At 66.2% G+C, this 15,421-nt stretch carries 16 protein-coding genes; 12 read left to right on the top strand and 4 right to left on the bottom strand.

Annotated elements, in window-relative coordinates:
- Positions 1 to 35: 35 nt before the first annotated feature.
- The 4 genes from DEJ20_RS01875 (at position 36) to DEJ20_RS01860 (ending at position 2,618) form a co-directional block, all read left to right on the top strand.
- The gene (locus DEJ20_RS01875) at positions 36 to 1,091 is read left to right on the top strand and encodes a formylglycine-generating enzyme family protein (protein ID WP_111225204.1); all 1,056 of its coding nucleotides are present in this window, start codon (positions 36 to 38) and stop codon (positions 1,089 to 1,091) included.
- Positions 1,088 to 1,474, top strand: coding sequence for a YidH family protein (locus DEJ20_RS01870; RefSeq protein WP_111225203.1), 387 nt, complete (start codon positions 1,088 to 1,090; stop codon positions 1,472 to 1,474). Before DEJ20_RS01875 ends, DEJ20_RS01870 begins: the two co-directional genes overlap by 4 nt.
- A complete protein-coding gene (locus tag DEJ20_RS01865) occupies positions 1,471 to 1,821 on the top strand; it encodes a DUF202 domain-containing protein (RefSeq protein ID WP_111225202.1) in 351 nt (116 codons plus the stop codon). The genes DEJ20_RS01870 and DEJ20_RS01865 overlap by 4 nt, the downstream gene beginning before the upstream one ends.
- 143 nt (positions 1,822 to 1,964) lie before the next feature.
- A complete protein-coding gene (locus DEJ20_RS01860) occupies positions 1,965 to 2,618 on the top strand; it encodes an HAD family hydrolase (protein WP_111225201.1) in 654 nt (217 codons plus the stop codon).
- A gap of 118 nt (positions 2,619 to 2,736) precedes the next feature.
- Here DEJ20_RS01860 and DEJ20_RS01855 read toward each other — a convergent pair whose 3' ends face one another.
- A complete protein-coding gene (locus DEJ20_RS01855; RefSeq protein ID WP_111234733.1) occupies positions 2,737 to 2,940 on the bottom strand; it encodes a LacI family DNA-binding transcriptional regulator in 204 nt (67 codons plus the stop codon).
- 151 nt (positions 2,941 to 3,091) lie between these two features.
- Positions 3,092 to 4,675, bottom strand: coding sequence for a SulP family inorganic anion transporter (locus DEJ20_RS01850; protein ID WP_111225199.1), 1,584 nt, complete (start codon positions 4,673 to 4,675; stop codon positions 3,092 to 3,094).
- A gap of 104 nt (positions 4,676 to 4,779) precedes the next feature.
- Between DEJ20_RS01850 and DEJ20_RS01845 the strand changes: the two genes are divergently transcribed.
- On the top strand, positions 4,780 to 5,181 hold the full coding sequence (locus DEJ20_RS01845; RefSeq protein ID WP_309146992.1) for a MerR family transcriptional regulator: 402 nt from the start codon (positions 4,780 to 4,782) through the stop codon (positions 5,179 to 5,181).
- 36 nt (positions 5,182 to 5,217) lie between these two features.
- On the opposite strand, the gene DEJ20_RS01840 is transcribed toward DEJ20_RS01845, so the two are convergent.
- Complete coding sequence (locus tag DEJ20_RS01840) at positions 5,218 to 6,369, bottom strand: MFS transporter (RefSeq protein WP_111225259.1); 1,152 nt, start codon at positions 6,367 to 6,369, stop codon at positions 5,218 to 5,220.
- Between the two features lie 294 nt (positions 6,370 to 6,663).
- Between DEJ20_RS01840 and DEJ20_RS01835 the strand changes: the two genes are divergently transcribed.
- From DEJ20_RS01835 to DEJ20_RS01805, 7 genes are all read left to right on the top strand, one after another.
- The gene (locus tag DEJ20_RS01835) at positions 6,664 to 7,053 is read left to right on the top strand and encodes a MerR family transcriptional regulator (protein ID WP_111225198.1); all 390 of its coding nucleotides are present in this window, start codon (positions 6,664 to 6,666) and stop codon (positions 7,051 to 7,053) included.
- A 476-nt stretch (positions 7,054 to 7,529) separates the two neighbouring features.
- Entirely contained in the window at positions 7,530 to 8,066 is a 537-nt protein-coding gene (locus DEJ20_RS01830) for a hypothetical protein (RefSeq protein WP_146245365.1), read from the top strand.
- Positions 8,063 to 10,171 carry a hypothetical protein gene (locus DEJ20_RS01825; protein ID WP_111234732.1) on the top strand — a complete coding sequence of 703 codons (2,109 nt, stop codon included), beginning with the start codon at positions 8,063 to 8,065 and terminating at the stop codon, positions 10,169 to 10,171. Before DEJ20_RS01830 ends, DEJ20_RS01825 begins: the two co-directional genes overlap by 4 nt.
- Complete coding sequence (locus DEJ20_RS01820; RefSeq protein WP_146245364.1) at positions 10,168 to 12,144, top strand: hypothetical protein; 1,977 nt, start codon at positions 10,168 to 10,170, stop codon at positions 12,142 to 12,144. Before DEJ20_RS01825 ends, DEJ20_RS01820 begins: the two co-directional genes overlap by 4 nt.
- A 222-nt stretch (positions 12,145 to 12,366) precedes the next feature.
- On the top strand, positions 12,367 to 12,852 hold the full coding sequence (locus DEJ20_RS01815; RefSeq protein ID WP_220034969.1) for a hypothetical protein: 486 nt from the start codon (positions 12,367 to 12,369) through the stop codon (positions 12,850 to 12,852).
- Positions 12,853 to 12,941: 89 nt separating this feature from the next.
- On the top strand, positions 12,942 to 13,100 hold the full coding sequence (locus tag DEJ20_RS01810) for a hypothetical protein (RefSeq protein ID WP_181431471.1): 159 nt from the start codon (positions 12,942 to 12,944) through the stop codon (positions 13,098 to 13,100).
- Between the two features lie 786 nt (positions 13,101 to 13,886).
- On the top strand, positions 13,887 to 14,102 hold the full coding sequence (locus tag DEJ20_RS01805; RefSeq protein WP_111225194.1) for a hypothetical protein: 216 nt from the start codon (positions 13,887 to 13,889) through the stop codon (positions 14,100 to 14,102).
- A gap of 344 nt (positions 14,103 to 14,446) precedes the next feature.
- Here the strand turns inward: DEJ20_RS01805 and DEJ20_RS01800 are convergent, their stop codons facing one another.
- Positions 14,447 to 15,370, bottom strand: coding sequence for a hypothetical protein (locus tag DEJ20_RS01800; protein ID WP_146245363.1), 924 nt, complete (start codon positions 15,368 to 15,370; stop codon positions 14,447 to 14,449).
- Between the last annotated feature and the right edge of the window lie 51 nt (positions 15,371 to 15,421).

Raw genomic sequence — 15,421 nt, 5'->3', positions numbered from 1 at the left:
CCATCGACGACGGACAACGAGGAAGGAAGACGACGATGACGGATCACACCGCGCACGATTGCTGCGCGCCGACAGGTCGCACACGGTCCGGGGAGGACACGCGTGCGACCGCCGTCCCGGTCGCCGCCACCGAGGCGGTGCTCGTGCCCGGACACGTGGTCGAGCAGGCCCGTGTGCCGGGTCAGACGTTCCTGATGGGGGACGGGCTCGGTGACGGGACCTGGGGCGACGGCGAGACTCCGGTGCACCCGGTCACGGTGTCCGCGTTCGAGATCGACGCCACGAGCGTCACGAACGACGACTTCGCGCGGTTCGTGGCCGCGACGGGGTACCGGACCGAGGCCGAGGTGTTCGGTGACTCGGCGGTGTTCCACCTGGCGCTGGACGCGGACGAGGCGGACGTCGTGGGGCAACCACCGCAGACACCGTGGTGGTTCGGCGTCCGTGGCGCCGACTGGCGGCACCCGGGCGGGCCGCGGTCCTCGATCGAGGGCATGGGGGACCATCCCGTCGTGCACGTGTCGTGGAACGACGCGCAGGCGTACTGCGACTGGGCGGGCCGAGCGCTCCCGACCGAGGCCCAGTGGGAGGCAGCGTCCCGTGGTGGGCTCGAGCAGGCCCGGTACCCGTGGGGCGACGACCTCGGCGCTGCCGACGGCGACGGCCGGCCCTGGCGGGTGAACATCTTCCAGGGCACGTTCCCGACGGAGAACACCACGGAGGACGGCTTCCTCACCACGGCGCCGGTGCGCACCTTCGAGCCGAACGGGTACGGGGTGTGGCAGACCGTCGGCAACGTGTGGGAGTGGTGCGCCGACGTGTTCGACGTGCGGACGTACGCCCGCGACGCCGCGGCGGGCACCGTCACCGACCCGACGGGCCCGAACGTGGTCACCCCTGACGCGCCCCGGGTCATGCGCGGCGGCTCTTACCTCTGCCACGACTCGTACTGCAACCGGTACCGCAACGCGGCGCGGTCGCAGAACACGCCGGACTCGTCGATGGGCAACGCCGGCTTCCGCACGGTGTCGCGTCCTGCCAGCGGCGCGGCTGCCGACATGGCGGCGGTCCGATCTGGAGGCGCGGGGTGACGAACACCGACGGCACGCGTCCGGCGGACCGCCGCTTCCCGCGGCACGTCTACCGACACGGCTCGGAACCGGATGCCCGGTTCAGCCTTGCGAACGAGCGGACGTTCCTGGCGTGGATCCGGACGGCGCTGGCGCTGCTCGCCGGCGGGGTTGCCCTGGAGGCGCTCGGCCTGGGCATCCATCCCGGGTTCCGGCTCGCAGCGTCGCTGGTGCTGATCGCGACCGGGATCCTCACGCCGCTCCAGGCGTGGTTCGGGTGGGCCGGGTCGGAGCGATCACTGCGGAACGGGGATCCGTTGCCGTCTGCGGTGCTCGCGCTGCCGATCGGCATCGCGGTGATCGCTGTCGGGGTGCTCGTGTTCCTCGGAGTGCTGTACCGGTGACGGAACGGCGGCTGTTCGATGCGGGACTGCAGCCCGAGCGGACAGCGTTGGCGTGGCGGCGAACCGCGTTGGCGCTCGTGGTCGCGTCGCTCGTCGCGGTGCGGATCCTGCCCGAGCTCCTCGGAACCTGGGCGATCCTGCTCGCCGGGCTCGGCTTGATCGCATCGGTCGCGGTCCTCGTCGCCGCGCACCGCCGATACCGCATCGTGCACCGCACCCTGACCCGCTCTGACACCGACCGAGTCCCGCTGCCATCTGGATGGCTACCGCTCGCCGTCGCCGCTGGCGTTGTCGCCAGCGGGGTGGCAGCCGCAGTGGTGGTCACTGTGAAGGCGAGTGGCCGGTAAGTCCTGGTCGAGAGACCCGCTTGACGTGATGTGGTGCCGCGGTGGATATGGTCGGCAGGTGATCCGCCCCCTGACGCGGGTGTCCGAGAGCGGATCGGCTATCGGGACAGCGGAAGCGGTGTGTCCGTGGCTACGATCCGAGCATGAGTACGCGGGGGATCGTCTTCTTCGATATCGATGGCACGTTGGTCCCATCCATGTCGAGCAGCAGCTTTCTCGCCAAGCGCTTCGGACATGCACCTGCGCTCGATGCAGCTGAGCAGCGGTACGCCGAGGGCGAGCTGACGAACGAGGAAGTCAGCGTCATCGACGCTGAGGGATGGCGCGAAATCCCGACGCGAACCGTTGCCGCATGGCTTGAGGAGCTTCCGCTCATCGCCGGAATCGACGCTGTCGTTGCCTGGTGCGTCGAGCACGACGTCGAGCCGATCCTCGCGTCACTCGCCTGGCAGCCCGTCGCGGAAGCGATCGCAAAACGTCACGGACTCACCGCAAATGGCGGCCCGCGAGTTCAGGTCGTCGGGACTGACTACGACGGCACCGTGGCGGAGCACTTCAACGAGTACGACAAGCGAGACCGCGCCCTCCAGCTCGCCGCGGAGCGCGGTGTCTCGATCGATCACTGCTGTGCCATCGGAGACAGTCGGTCAGACCTTCCCCTGTTCGACGCCCTGCCGGCATCGCTCGCTCTGAACGCCAGCGGCCCGGCTCGGGCGGCCGCGTCCGCCGCCATCGACACAGATGACCTGCGAGATGTCATCCCCTGGCTCGAGGCATGGAAGGCCACCCTGCACTGACCCCGGGCCCTCACCGGCACAGGCGCCCGGTAGCGGACCGGCTATCGGACACAAACGCGCACGGCCCCGGGCAGTGAGTTGCTGTCCGGGGCCGTGCGGGCGTCAGAGGTGACCGTCGTCAATCGATGCTCTGTTTCCGTGGGCGGCGGGCGAGGGCTGCTGCTTGGTCGTCGCGGACGTAGTCGAGTGCGTGGATGGCGTGTTCGACGCGGGCCCTTGTGGTGGGGCGGACGTTGGTGGCGCCGTTGAGGACGCGGGAGACGGTCTGGTGGGAGACGTGCGCGGCGGCGGCGACGTCGTGGATGGTGGGTGCTTTGGTCACGGCTGGCTCCTCATGGGTGCTGAGGTGCGGGCACCGTCCATGGACGACATGACGGTGCCCGCGAGGGCCGGCGGAAAGGGGGACGCCGGCCCCGGTGCTCCGCCCGTTCACTCGGTGCCCCGGGTTGGGGCCGGGCGGAGGTGGGATGGGCTCAGTGACCGGAGCCGAGGTTGCCGGCGAGGCGGCCGTGGAAGGCCTGGCTGGCGTCGTTCATGCCGCGGATCTCGACGCGCTTGCCGTGCTGGTGGTACTTCGTCTCGATGCCGTCGAGCGCTGCGACGGTGGAGGCGTCCCACACGTGCGACTTCGTCATGTCGATGACCACGAGTTCCGGGTCGCCGGAGTAGTCGAACTGGGTAGTGAGGTCGTTGCTCGAGGCGAAGAACAGTTCACCCTCGACGGTGTAGAGCGCGTGCTGTTCACCGTCCGGCAGCGTCTCGATGGACCGCTCGACGTTGGTGAAGTGGGAGACGCGGCGGGCGAAGACGATCATCGCGGCGATGACACCGATGATGACGCCGATGGCGAGGTTGTCGGTGGCGACGACGATCACGACGGTGAGGACCATGACGATCGTCTCCCCGACGGGCATCCGCTTCAGCGTGGAGGGCGTGATGCTGTGCCAGTCGAAGGTGCCGACGGAGACCATCACCATCACGGCGACCAGGGCTGCCATCGGGATGATCGCGACGATGTCGCCGAGCCCGACCACGAGGACCAGCAGGAACACGCCGGACAGGAACGTCGAGATGCGGGTGCGGGCACCGGAGGCCTTGACGTTGATCATCGTCTGGCCGATCATCGCGCAGCCACCCATCCCACCGAACAGGCCGGAGGCGACGTTCGCGACGCCCTGGCCGAGGGCTTCGCGGGTCTTCGGGGAGCCGGTGTCGGTGACCTCGTCGACGAGCTTCGCCGTCATCAGCGACTCGAGCAGCCCGACGAGGGCCATCGCGAGCGCGTAGGGGGCGATGATCGTGAGGGTCTCGAGGTTCACCGGAACGTTCGGGATGAACAAGGTGGGGAGGCTGTCGGGCAGCTTGCCCTCGTCGCCGACGGTCGGGATTGCGATCGACGCGAACACGGTCACCAGGGTCAAGACGACGATCGCGACCAGCGGTGCGGGGATCGCCTTGGTGAGGCGGGGCAGCAGGACGATGATCGCGATGCCGGCGGCAGCGATCGGCCAGACGAGCCAGTCGACGCCGATGATGTTCGGCAGCTGCGCGGTGAAGATCAGGATCGCGAGCGCGTTCACGAACCCGACCATCACGGACCGGGGCACGAACCGCATGAGCTTCGCCGCGCCCAGCCCGCCGAGGATGAGCTGGAAGATCCCACCGAGGAGGACGGTCGCGATGAGGTAGTCGAGGCCGTGTTCCTTGACCACCGGGGCGACGACGAGCGCGATCGCGCCGGTGGCGCCGGTGATCATCGCCGCGCGGCCGCCGACGAACGAGATGACGACAGCCATCACGAACGCCGAGAACAGGCCGACGCGAGGGTCGACACCGGCGATGATCGAGAACGAGATCGCCTCGGGGATGAGGGCGAGGGCGACGACGAGCCCGGCGAGGACCTCGCGGAGCAGGATCTTCGGGTTCCGCACTGCGGACAGGACGGTGGGACTGTGGTGCGCCTGGACGGGCACGGACTGCGTGACGGTCGTCACGGTTCTCCTTCGGTGGACGGGTGCGGGCGCTGCGCCCGCGAGAGCTGTCGTGGGGCGCGTCATCGCGCACGGCCGGCGGCGTCAGAGCGACCGGCACATTCCAACCTTTCCGCTGCGGGAGGGTTGGTATGGTTCGACTCTAACGCAACGGAAGGGTTGGTGCGCAAGTGGGCAAGGATGAACGGTCGACGTCGACGGAGTACCTGATGCAGATCGGCGAGGTCGCCGAGCGGACCGGATTGAGCGTGAAGACGATCCGGGACTACGACGCCGCGGAGGTCCTGCACCCATCGGGTCGGACCGATGGCGGGTTCCGGCTGTACTCCGAGGACGACGTCGCCCGGCTGCTGATGGTGCGGCGGATGAAGCCGCTCGGGTTCAGCCTCGGTGAGGCGGGCATCCTCGTTGATGCGGTGAAGATGCTCGACGAAGCCCAGCCCGACGTCGATCTGACGGCGGTCCGGTCCCGGGTGGCGGCGTTCATCCGCGACGCCGAGACCCGCCGGGACGTCCTCGGGGAGCAGCTCGGGATGGTCGACGAGTTCCTTGAGGAACTCCGCGCCCACTGACCCGTTGCATCACGGCAGTGACAGGCCCTGCCGGGCTCAGTGCCGGAGCGATGGGTGCCGTGGTGCCCGGGCGAACACGGACACCACCGCGACGACGGCCGGCAGGACTGCGAAGAGCAGTACCGGGGCCGTGTAGTTGCCGGCGACGTCGTGGCCGAGCGCGAGGAGCAGGGGGCCGAACGCGGTGGAGGCGAGGTTTGTGCCGGTCGCGACGCCACGGATGACGCCGATGTTCGCCGTTCCGTAGTAGCGGACGTATGCGGCGGCTTCGATGCCGCGGAGCGCTCCGCCGGCGGCGCCGAGGACGAGTCCGTAGAGGATGGCGGTCCACCCTGGGTGCACGACCGGCAGGAGCAGGAGCGCACCGGCGAGGGTCGTCATCGCGATCGTGACCCCGAACTTCGGCGGGATCCGGTCCGACAGCGCCCCGGTGATGAGGGTCGCGGCGATCCCGGTGACGGTCTGCGGGAGGAAGTTCGCGGCCGCTTCCGCCGGGGTGAGGCTTTGCTCGCCAAGGACGGCGACCTGGTGGAACGCCAGTGCGGTGCTGAGCATCCCCGACACCGCAAGTCCCGCGGCGATGGTCCAGAACATGCCGGTCGACGCCGCTTCTCGGAGGGTCCACACCGGCCCGTCACCGGCCGCACTCGCGAAGGTTCCGCTCTGCGCGGTCGTGGCGGTTCGGCGGGGCAGGAGGAATCCGATCGGGACCACGACGGCAGCGACGACGATCGCCTCGACCCGCCACGCGACATGAATGTCCGAACCGGCGATCAGGCTTTCCACGAACACCGGCACCAGGGAGATCCCGCCGGAACCGATCCCGGACGCGATACCGAGCGCCAACCCTCGCCGGTTGGTGATGCTGCGGGCGACGAGCGTCGTCGCGGCGAGCGAGAGCGCGCCCTGCCCGGCCATCCGCACGCCGACGAACCCGGCGGTCAGGCCGACGATCCCGGCGACGAAGCTCAACGCGGCGAGGAACACGGCGAACGCGATCCCGATGATGATCGTCATCCGTCGGACGCCCCACCGGTCCAGCGCCCGACCCGTCAGCGGCAGAACGCACGCACCGAGCAGCGTGCCGATGAGGTAGCTCGTCGACACCTCCGTCCGTGAGATCCCGAGTTCCTGGATCAGCGGGTCCGTGAACACCGACAGCCCAGCGGTCTGCCCTGGTGCGCTCATCACCGACAGGACGCCACCAGCAGAGACGACCACTACCCACGGCAGCCAGCCACGCACCCGGGTCGAACTCGACCCGGTCGGAGTGGGTGTCAGGTCCGCCGGCGGGGCGGCGTCGGTGGTTGGGAGGGTGATCTCGGAGGTATTCGGGGAGGACGTGATGCCACGCTCGCTTTCACTAGGAACCCACCGAACCCTACCGTCGCGGAAAGGTTGAGCGGTTCAGGTGCAGGGAGCGCTGATCGGACGGCGCTACGCTCGCCACGACGCAGCAGCACTACAGGGAGGGCACTCGGGATGACGGACGACGCGGTACCGACGACGATGCACATCGGTGAGCTCGCCGACCGCACCGGACTGTCGAACCGCACGATCCGTCACTACGACGAGGTCGGCCTGCTGCACCCGTCAGGCCGGACCGAGGGCGGTTTCCGCCTCTACACCGACACTGACCTCACCCGGCTGCTCATCATCCGACGTATGAAGCCTCTCGGGTTCACGCTCGAGCAGATGGCCGAACTCCTCGCCGTCGTCGACGCACTCGAAGCTGCCGACGACGACGCAGACCGCGCGCGGCTCCGCGGGCAGCTGGACGAATACATCCGCGACACCGAGGAACGCCGCGCAAAGCTCGAACAGCACCTCGGCATGGCCGACGAGTTCCTCGGCATCCTCCGCGACCGATAGGAGCTCAATAGTCCGGTAGACCATCGGTCAATGAGACGATTCGCTACTCACGGACGGCCCTCGCCGCTGCCCTCTCCGACGTCCGCTTGCCGACCGCGGAGCGGTCAGTTTACGGGCGTCTGTAGTGCCTCGGTTTTGACACCCGTCAGGTCCCCCGCGGAGGCAGCATGGGAGGCCGAAGGCGGCAGCCGCCTGATCCGGGGGCCGGGACCGACCCGATCCCGCAACGACATTCGAGCACGTCACCCGTTGTGGGGGCAACCCGTGGTCGCGTGCGAGTCGTCCACATGAAATCCTGAGGAACCGTTCTACAACTCGTGCAGGGGGATTGACTTGGGAGGTTTGGCTTGAGTGCGCGGCTCGATGGGGGTTCGACGAGCCAGAGCGCTGCTCGCCTCTTGATCATCGTTGAGCGGCTCGGGAAGGTCGTACAGGGCCATGTCGCCGTTCCCGACACCGTCCGATGGCTTCCCTCGTTGACGAAGCTCGAGAAGCTTGACTTCTGGGTGCGCAACCCGGACTACCTCGCAGACGAGTTGCTTTCTGAATACGAAGCAGGGGATCGCAGTTTCGATGAGGTCGCCCCGGACCTGCACCGTATGCTCGGCGGCACCGCGCCAGAGTTCCACTCCTACCCCATGTCGCGTTACCTGTATGGAGCGTATGAGGTGGTCGACAACCCGTTGGCGATTTTGAAGTCTTATGGTCATCTCGCTCATCGTCGAGTCGATCCGACGAATTCGAAGTCGCGGCGAGATTACTTCCTGCTCCCGGCCGGATTGGCGGCCGTGACCGCGCTCCGAGCCGCGGTCCCAAGCGTGTCCTGGTATGACGCGCAATGTGACGCGATCGGGCTGCTCACGGGTGTGCAAACTGGGGCAGACGCGAGGCGGCGGCAATACCAGCAACCGGAGTACAAAGCCACGACACTCGGCGCTGCGATCCCATCGATCGTAGAACGGGTCCGCCGTCGTGCAACAGATCTCGGCTTCGACATTGGAGAGACCGTATGACCTCGGAAGATGACTGGGTAGCCGAGATTGCTGCGAAGACGGCGGTCGACGACGATACTGTGCGCCACACCCTGTCCCGGTACGGAATCTCCGGACGGCGCCCGACGGTTTCGAGGCGGCAACTCCGGCTGGAAGGAGTGCACTTCGCCGGCGTGAAGGACATCGCCGTGTCCAAGGAGACGCTGGATCGGGCGCTCGTGCCGTTCACGTTCACGCACCGCTTTGATCAGCTACTGACCGCGTTCGCGACTGCGAGCAGGAACGATGCAGGGAAGACGTCCGTCGTGAACGTCACGGAATGGGGGCTCAGAGGCAACAGCGGCGGTCTGCAGGCGGACGTCCGCGGCTGGATTCGTCAGGCGGTCGTCGGCTTCCGGATCGCCGACGAACGGCTTCTAGTTGCTTGGAACGTCAGGGGCGGTGCACCGTCCGGAGCGGTCGTACGTGTCACGGACGACCATGGTTTCGACTGGGGCACAGCTGACGAGCGTGCCCTGCCGGTCGTAGCCGGCGACGACACCTTCGTTGCGGCGGAAGTGGCGGAGCTTCTTGCTCATGGAGCGGAGCTGCTCAGCCACTTTGATGGCGCTGACGAGTTTCAGGCAGTCATGGGCGAGATCATGGGCCCACGGGTTGGGTTTGACGAGCGGACGATCTGGCAGCGCTTCCCGAAGGGCCGCGACGAGGATGACGGTGGCCTCGCGTCGCAGGGGTGGCCGCTGTGGTCCCAGGCGCTGGTGATCTCCGACGCAGAGAAAGCCGTCGTGCTGGGCGAGACGGCAGTTGCAGCGACGGCTGTGCTGTCGATGTACCTCGGCACCGGTTGGGGTGCGTCAGCTTCGGCTGCGGCAGCGCAGATGCGCGTCGTGCGCGGGCAACTTGCGCCCTTCAACCGACGTAGTACCCGTCAGGAGGAGTCATCCTCTGGCAGCACCGCTGAACTGGAACAGCTGTTGACGGTGCTGACCGATCGTTTAGCTGCACTACCAGAAGCGGACTCGATCGAGCAGATCCAACGGGACCTTGATCGGACCCGTGCACTCGGTGCGACGCTTGCCGCGGCGGAGCAGAGCGTAGCGGAGGCGGCCGCTTCACGGGACGAGTACGAGGTGCAACTTGTCGCAGCTGGCGCTGAACTTGCTGCACTCCGTGAAGCGGCGCAGACAAGCCGATTTTGGAACTCCCTCACCCCAACCTGCTGCCCTCGGTGCGATGCGAAGGTCGACCAGCAGCAGCTGCTTCGCGAAGCGGAGGGTCACTGCTCCCTCTGCAACTCCGAACTCGACGACGAAGGGACGTCTGCCTACGATGCTGGAAACGGGGCGGGCGTTGATGACGAGGACGAGGAGCCGGACAGCCTCACCGCGACGTCGGACCGGGTTCGCACCCTCGAGTTGGAATTGGCGACCGCGCGAGTTGCGCTCACCGTTGCTGAAGAACGCCGCGATGCAGCGCAACAGGATTACTCAGCCGCCGCGCAGGCGCTACCGATACCTACGGAGACGGTACGGCGCCGCCGGGACCTTGAACTGGAGATCGCCACCCTCCGCGGGCAGCTATCGGAGCGGCACGCGAACGCAGTTGAGGACGAGCAAGTTACCGCGCTTCGCACCGACTTCGCCGTCCTTGAGGCCGCTCAGAAGGTCATCAACGAGTGGAAGCTCGATGACCAGCGGGAGCTGCTCGTGCAGGTCAGTACGCAGGTGACCGACATCGCGCGTCGTCTCGGCGTGCTGCAGCTGGAGTCGGTGGAGCTGCGCTCAAACGCGACCCTCGTCATCCGCAAGGGTGGTGAACGAGCGACGTTCAGTGCGGTCAACGCCGGCGAGCAGCTACGGTTCAAAATCGCCGTCGTCATCGCGCTGATGCGTATCGGCGGACGGGCTGGGGTGAGCCGCCATCCTGGAGTGCTGTTCATCGACTCGTTCGCCAGGGAGGAGATGAGCGCGGACAACGCCGTCTCCGTGCTGCAAGCGCTGCAGAGCGTCGCCAAGGAGTTTGACATTCAGGTTGTCACGTCGTCGGCGAATGGGTTGCTGCTGCAGACGGTGCTCCCGGCGGGAGCGGTCAGGATGGCGACCGCGGCAGACGACGCCATGTGGTGATCGCCGCATCTGAAGCAATTCGGGAGGTTCACATGGGCGCTGTCACTGAGTTGTTAGGCAACTCCGCCGGGCTCACCGTTGCGGAGCTGGGCGGGGTCGCCGCGATCGTCGGCGACCAGGATCTCCTCAACGATGACCGCGCTCGCCTCGTCGTCGGCGCCATCTGCGATGAGTGGGACTCGCTTGCTGACGATGTACGCGGTGACGCATCCACGTTCATCGTCAACGCGGCGACCACAACAGACCCGTTCCTGATGAACGACGCCATCGACATCGCCCTGAGTTCGCTTGCCGTTCTCCCCGCGGTGTCCTCCACGTTGGAGGCCCGTTTCAAGACGGTCGTAAACGAACCCGGTATCCGAGCCGAAATCGCCCTAGAGGGATGGGTTCGACTCTGTATCGGAGGATGGGGCCGACCGTTGGCCGTCCGTGCAGCCCTCGACACTCATGTCAGCAATCTGCTGCAAGCCGGCGGCGAACCATCGCCGTATTTGATCCGCGCGTTGGGTGCGGCATTGGACGTCTGGGACGACGTCGACCTCGAGTCGTCGATGCGACGTCTCGCCGATACCGGCGAGGCCCCCGACGCTGCAGTTGAGTTGGCGTTCCGCAGTGTTCGCAACGCAGTCGAGGCGGCCGAACCTGAGACGGCCACGAGCGCGTTGCAGACCGCCATCGAGTGGTTCGATACCGCACTCGCGGATGAAGAGCGACCCGATGCGCGTGCCTTCCGGCATGCAAGCATGCTCGTGCAAGAGTTCTCCCGAGGCCGAACGATTAACTCATCGGATGCTTCATCTCTGCGCTCGGCGGTGGGCGATTACCTGACCGGGTTCGTCGGCACAGTTCCGACATGGCGCCAGCCGCGCGCGGACACCGCCCTCAGATGGCTCTCCCTGATCGAGGAGCTCGAAGGGTTGCGCGACCTCGACGACGTATGGCTCAACGCCGGTGCCGTCATCTCGTCCGTAGGACGCGTGATGCAGGCGAGCCGCACGATGCGGATCGTTGCACGCGCAGACTCGAACGCCTCTGCGACCGGGAATCGCGGACTGGTCGAGTTGGTGCGGCCTCACCTGGTTGCAGGTTTCTCAGCAGCTGCAGATGTCTCTCGGCAGCTCGACCGATGGATTCAAGACGCAACTGATGCCGCCCTCATCGAGGAGATCGCTGCGCTCCGCGAAGAGCTACGAGGCGGTGGCGACCCAAAAGCGTCACGCGGGCTTGACCGCCCGCGAGTCGGCTCGACGGCCCCCATCTCCCCTCACGTGCGGGACGTCCTCAACCTCGACGAGCCAACCTTCGCTCGCATGCAAGCCGCCGCCGCCGGACACGCCGACCTCATCGACGTGTTCGACAAGATCGCAGCACGAAATGCTGGCCTCACCGTCACGGAGGAACAGCAGGTGCAGAAGCTGCTGGATGCCATCGAGGCGATCATCGAGCAACTGGAACCGTGTCGCCTCGCGCTGTATACCATCTGCGCGGCCCTGGTTCGCTTCGCGTCAACGCACATCAACGTGAGCCAGTCCGGTGAGACCCGTCCGCAGTGGCTCGGCGAGAACGGCAAAGCGCAACCGGAAGCGAGCTTCTCGAACGCGCTTCGAGACTGGTTCCGCGCCGGAGGAATCAATGCGTTGCGGGAGGTCCCAGACACTGCCGGGGGTCGCTCGGACGTACTTCTCCTGGTCGACGGACACCAATTCGTCATCGAGTCCAAACGCGTGCAGCAGCCGCGAACGTTCGACCAGCTCACCAAAAAGTACGGCACGCAAGCCGTGCAGTATCAGGCGACTCATGCGCCGATCGCGTTCCTCGCCGTCGTCGACTACGGCCACAGAACGATTCGCACTGATCTGGCTGGCAGCTTCGATGTCCGACCCTGGACTCTGCCGCGAGCTGCCCGGACTTACGCGCTTGTCACTCTCCAAGTGCTTGGCAACGTCGCTACCCCGAGCGAGTCCAGCCGGTAACACCCTCACGAGGCCGAAGGTTGGGAACCTGACGAGGACTGGTTGCGGAGACGCTGAGCAGCGCCGTAGAGACCGCTGGCGCTGCTAACCCGCCCGAGATGCATCGCCCTGCGGGACGCGCCCACGACACAGAGCACCGCGAAAAGGACGACACCGGGCGAAGCTGCTCACACCCTTGCCCTAGGTTGCCCATCTCCGCAGTCTGCGTGAGATGCTCTCGCAATGATGGAACGCCGAGCCGGGCGGAAAGAGGTCTATACCGAGGTCGACATGCTCGCACAGTGGACGGATTGGGTGCCGTTCTTCGACGGAGCGAGGTCGATCGATCGACTTCCCGGCGTGTACTCCATGCGCAGCGGCGACCGCATCATCTATGTGGGCATGGCCGGTGAGCGCGCCGGGAGTGGCAAGAGCAAGCCCAGCGGGTTGCGCGGCCGGCTTGCCAGATACACGAGCGGCAAAGCCGCCGCATCGGGGTTCGGTGAAGCGGCCCTGGATCACGCTCTCGCTGACGTTGCGTTCGTCAAGCAGCAGCTCGCCACTCTCGAAGGCGGAGAACCCCGCCGGACGACCGAGTGGGCGAAGGAAGCGATCAGATGGCACAGAGTCGAACTCCGATGGACGATCTGCTCGGACGCCGACACAGCCAGAACCCTCGAGGACCAGGTCGTCAACTTGCTACGGCCGTACGGGATTTGGAACCGCTAGCGAAGCCAGTCCCCGCAACCGTAGGCTGAGCCAAAATCATTGAAGGGACACCGAGGGTGGCGCGACTCAGTAAGGCAGAGCAGGACAACATGGTCGTCGACCTCACCGTGTCGATGGACGGCGACTACGACGAGGAAGCGTTCGAGGCCACCTACGACAAGCTTGACGACAAGCACAAGGTCCAGGTCGACGAGGCGGCGCGGCAATTCGAAGCGAACGCCGTGGGCTGGGACGACGACGACGAATGACTGGCCGGACGCTGTGCGCCGTCAGTACGGTCGGTCGGCGCTCACGCGGTGAACGTCATCGCCACCGGTTGGTTCACCATTAGCGACGTCGGTCGAGGCCCGGAAGACCACCTCGAAGAGCACGGACGCTGCGCCGACGTGCCTCCAAATACGGACCGGCAATGCGAGGCTTGAGTTTCGAACGTCGCGCAGCAGGTTCCTGCGCGCCGAGAAGCAAGTAGCCGCCTCCGGCACTTACTTGTCGAGCAGACCCGGCACACCACTCCGTCCGCCCGGGTTCCTTGTGGGCGTGAAGCCGTCCTGTCCGAAGGCTGAACTGAGTCTCCGCGCGACATTCGGCGCAACACACCCTTGGCTGGTCGTTGCCTCGCGGCACGACTGCTTTCCTGCCGGACGCCGGACACTTCCCTTCACCCGCGGCGAGTGCGTGATCGTCGTACACCCCGTCGCGGAGCTCAACCGGCTTGTGACAAGTCCCGCAAAAAAGCGCGAAGGCCGCGAGGCGTTTCTCACATCCCTGGCCCACGGAAGCACGCTAGCTAAGCGGTAGAACGTGCGGGAGTTCTCGGCGCCCCCAAAGCGCTCGACGTCCCTATAGCCGATCGGCTATCGAGACGATTCCAAGAGCTGCTCTCATGCCAAGCTTGGGCGCGCAGGTCAGGGTTCGGAGTGGCTGAAGGCGTGCGGATGGGTCACTCGTCCGGCCCCAAGAGCTCACCACGCCTTCCGACACATTCGCCCCCGCACGACGTGGTCCCTGCGTCATCTTCTTCGTACCCTCGTGCGATGGCAGACGACCCGTTGCATGGCCTCCTTGAGGAGCCGACTACCACCATCGCAACCGGCGGCGCCTTGAGGCAAGCGGTCGGCCTCGTGAGCCTGCTGTCCGTCGTCACGACGAGTGTTGCCGCGGTCACGGCTGCCATCATCGCCCTCGTCGTGTTCCTCTTCGTACTGTCGCCGTTCGCCTTCCTGCTCGGATTCGGACTACTGCTCGGATGAACCGCGTGCCGACCCGCGATCGCCATGCGGTACGGGTCCGGATTTCGAGCCAGGTGTCACACGCGGCTGCTGTGGGCGGGGCGCACTAGTGCTGCAAACGCTGCTCGCGCCGCCGACCTTCACGGTTGGACGTTGACCACGAACCCGAGCGCCTTGCTCAATGGGCCTTTCGCTCAGCTGGTCGTCACGTAACGACGTTCGCAATACATACGCCGCCGCGCACTTCCGCTTCCTCCGCGTCCATAGGAAGTGGCACGAATCCTACGGTGCACGGCCAGCCCTGCGCCTCTGACTGGTCACGCGATAACCGGCGGGCCCGAGCATGAGTGTCAACGAACAGTCGGCTACTGGGTTGCTTTGTCTTTTGAAGGCCAGATCGCCTCGCTGAGCGGATCGAGCGCGGCCGCCGCTCGCTGGGATGACGCTCGGAGCAGATCAATGTGACGTGGTTGATCGCCAAAGAACCGACAAAGATCCGCCGTCGTCTCGTGGAGGGTAGCGACAAGCTGTCCGACCATGTCAGCGACGACGTTGCGGGGTGCCCGAAGGCCGACGATCAAGCCGGTCTCGTTCGTCGCAACGAACGTGTTGATGCCGATCCGTTGGCCATGCGCGATCGATGACAGCGCTGAGTATCGCAATCTTCCGTCATCCTCGCCGGTCGCAGCGTCGAGGAGGCCGGCGACCAGGTCGCTGAGATCGATCTTGCTCGGCGCTGGTAACCCAAGTCTCGTGAGTTCCGCCAAGTAAAACCGTCGCTGCTCGGCGGCATCGACAGGATCGCCGTTGCGGTTCCAGATCGGTTCCTCGAGCAACTCCGAGTAGCGCAGGTCAGAACGTAGAAAAGACAGCACTGTGTGAAGGAACTGTTCCGACTCCGGGCGCTGGAGAAGATGCCACGTACGAGCGAGTGACTCCAGGGCGCCGCGAGCCACGGTCGCCAAAGCGGTTGACCGCACAGTCGGGGTTCGAAGCAGCGCCACGAACCCTCGCACATGATCGAAGGCGGACATGTTTGCGTACTGCATGAGCAGGAAGCCATCGATGGCGAATTGTGGTTCAGCGCCCTGCCAAAGCTCGCTCGCAATGGACCCGGCTGGCGGCTGACGATCCGCAGTCTCGTTGGTGATCGTCTCCGAGGCCCGCACAAGTAGGAGTAATGCCTGGCTGATGGCTTGGATGTCGGCCGCGGTCGGGACGTCAACCCGCAGGCCGGCCTGCAGTTGCAAGGGTGGTGACGCCGGTCCAGCTGAGTGGCTTCGGTCCATGGAGACAGCCTGACACCTCACTCTGTCATTGCGGCGCCCGGTCGAACCGCC

The sequence above is a fragment of the Curtobacterium sp. MCSS17_005 genome (assembly GCF_003234225.2).
GTDB classification, from domain to species: Bacteria; Actinomycetota; Actinomycetes; order Actinomycetales; family Microbacteriaceae; genus Curtobacterium; species Curtobacterium flaccumfaciens.
The sequence above is the reverse complement of the archived record's forward strand: the minus strand, read 5'-3'. Positions and strand labels throughout refer to the sequence as shown.

Excerpts from the sequence above, each read along its gene's own strand:
- DEJ20_RS01875 (WP_111225204.1), top strand. The coding sequence starts at position 36 with ATGACGGATCACACCGCGCACGATTGCTGCGCGCCGACAGGTCGCACA.
- DEJ20_RS01860 (WP_111225201.1), top strand. The coding sequence starts at position 1,965 with ATGAGTACGCGGGGGATCGTCTTCTTCGATATCGATGGCACGTTGGTC.
- DEJ20_RS01850 (WP_111225199.1), bottom strand. The coding sequence starts at position 4,675 with ATGACGCGCCCCACGACAGCTCTCGCGGGCGCAGCGCCCGCACCCGTC.
- DEJ20_RS01840 (WP_111225259.1), bottom strand. The coding sequence starts at position 6,369 with ATGAGCGCACCAGGGCAGACCGCTGGGCTGTCGGTGTTCACGGACCCG.
- DEJ20_RS01835 (WP_111225198.1), top strand. The coding sequence starts at position 6,664 with ATGACGGACGACGCGGTACCGACGACGATGCACATCGGTGAGCTCGCC.
- DEJ20_RS01825 (WP_111234732.1), top strand. The coding sequence starts at position 8,063 with ATGACCTCGGAAGATGACTGGGTAGCCGAGATTGCTGCGAAGACGGCG.
- DEJ20_RS01815 (WP_220034969.1), top strand. The coding sequence starts at position 12,367 with ATGATGGAACGCCGAGCCGGGCGGAAAGAGGTCTATACCGAGGTCGAC.
- DEJ20_RS01810 (WP_181431471.1), top strand. The coding sequence starts at position 12,942 with ATGGTCGTCGACCTCACCGTGTCGATGGACGGCGACTACGACGAGGAA.
- DEJ20_RS01805 (WP_111225194.1), top strand. The coding sequence starts at position 13,887 with ATGGCAGACGACCCGTTGCATGGCCTCCTTGAGGAGCCGACTACCACC.
- DEJ20_RS01800 (WP_146245363.1), bottom strand. The coding sequence starts at position 15,370 with ATGGACCGAAGCCACTCAGCTGGACCGGCGTCACCACCCTTGCAACTG.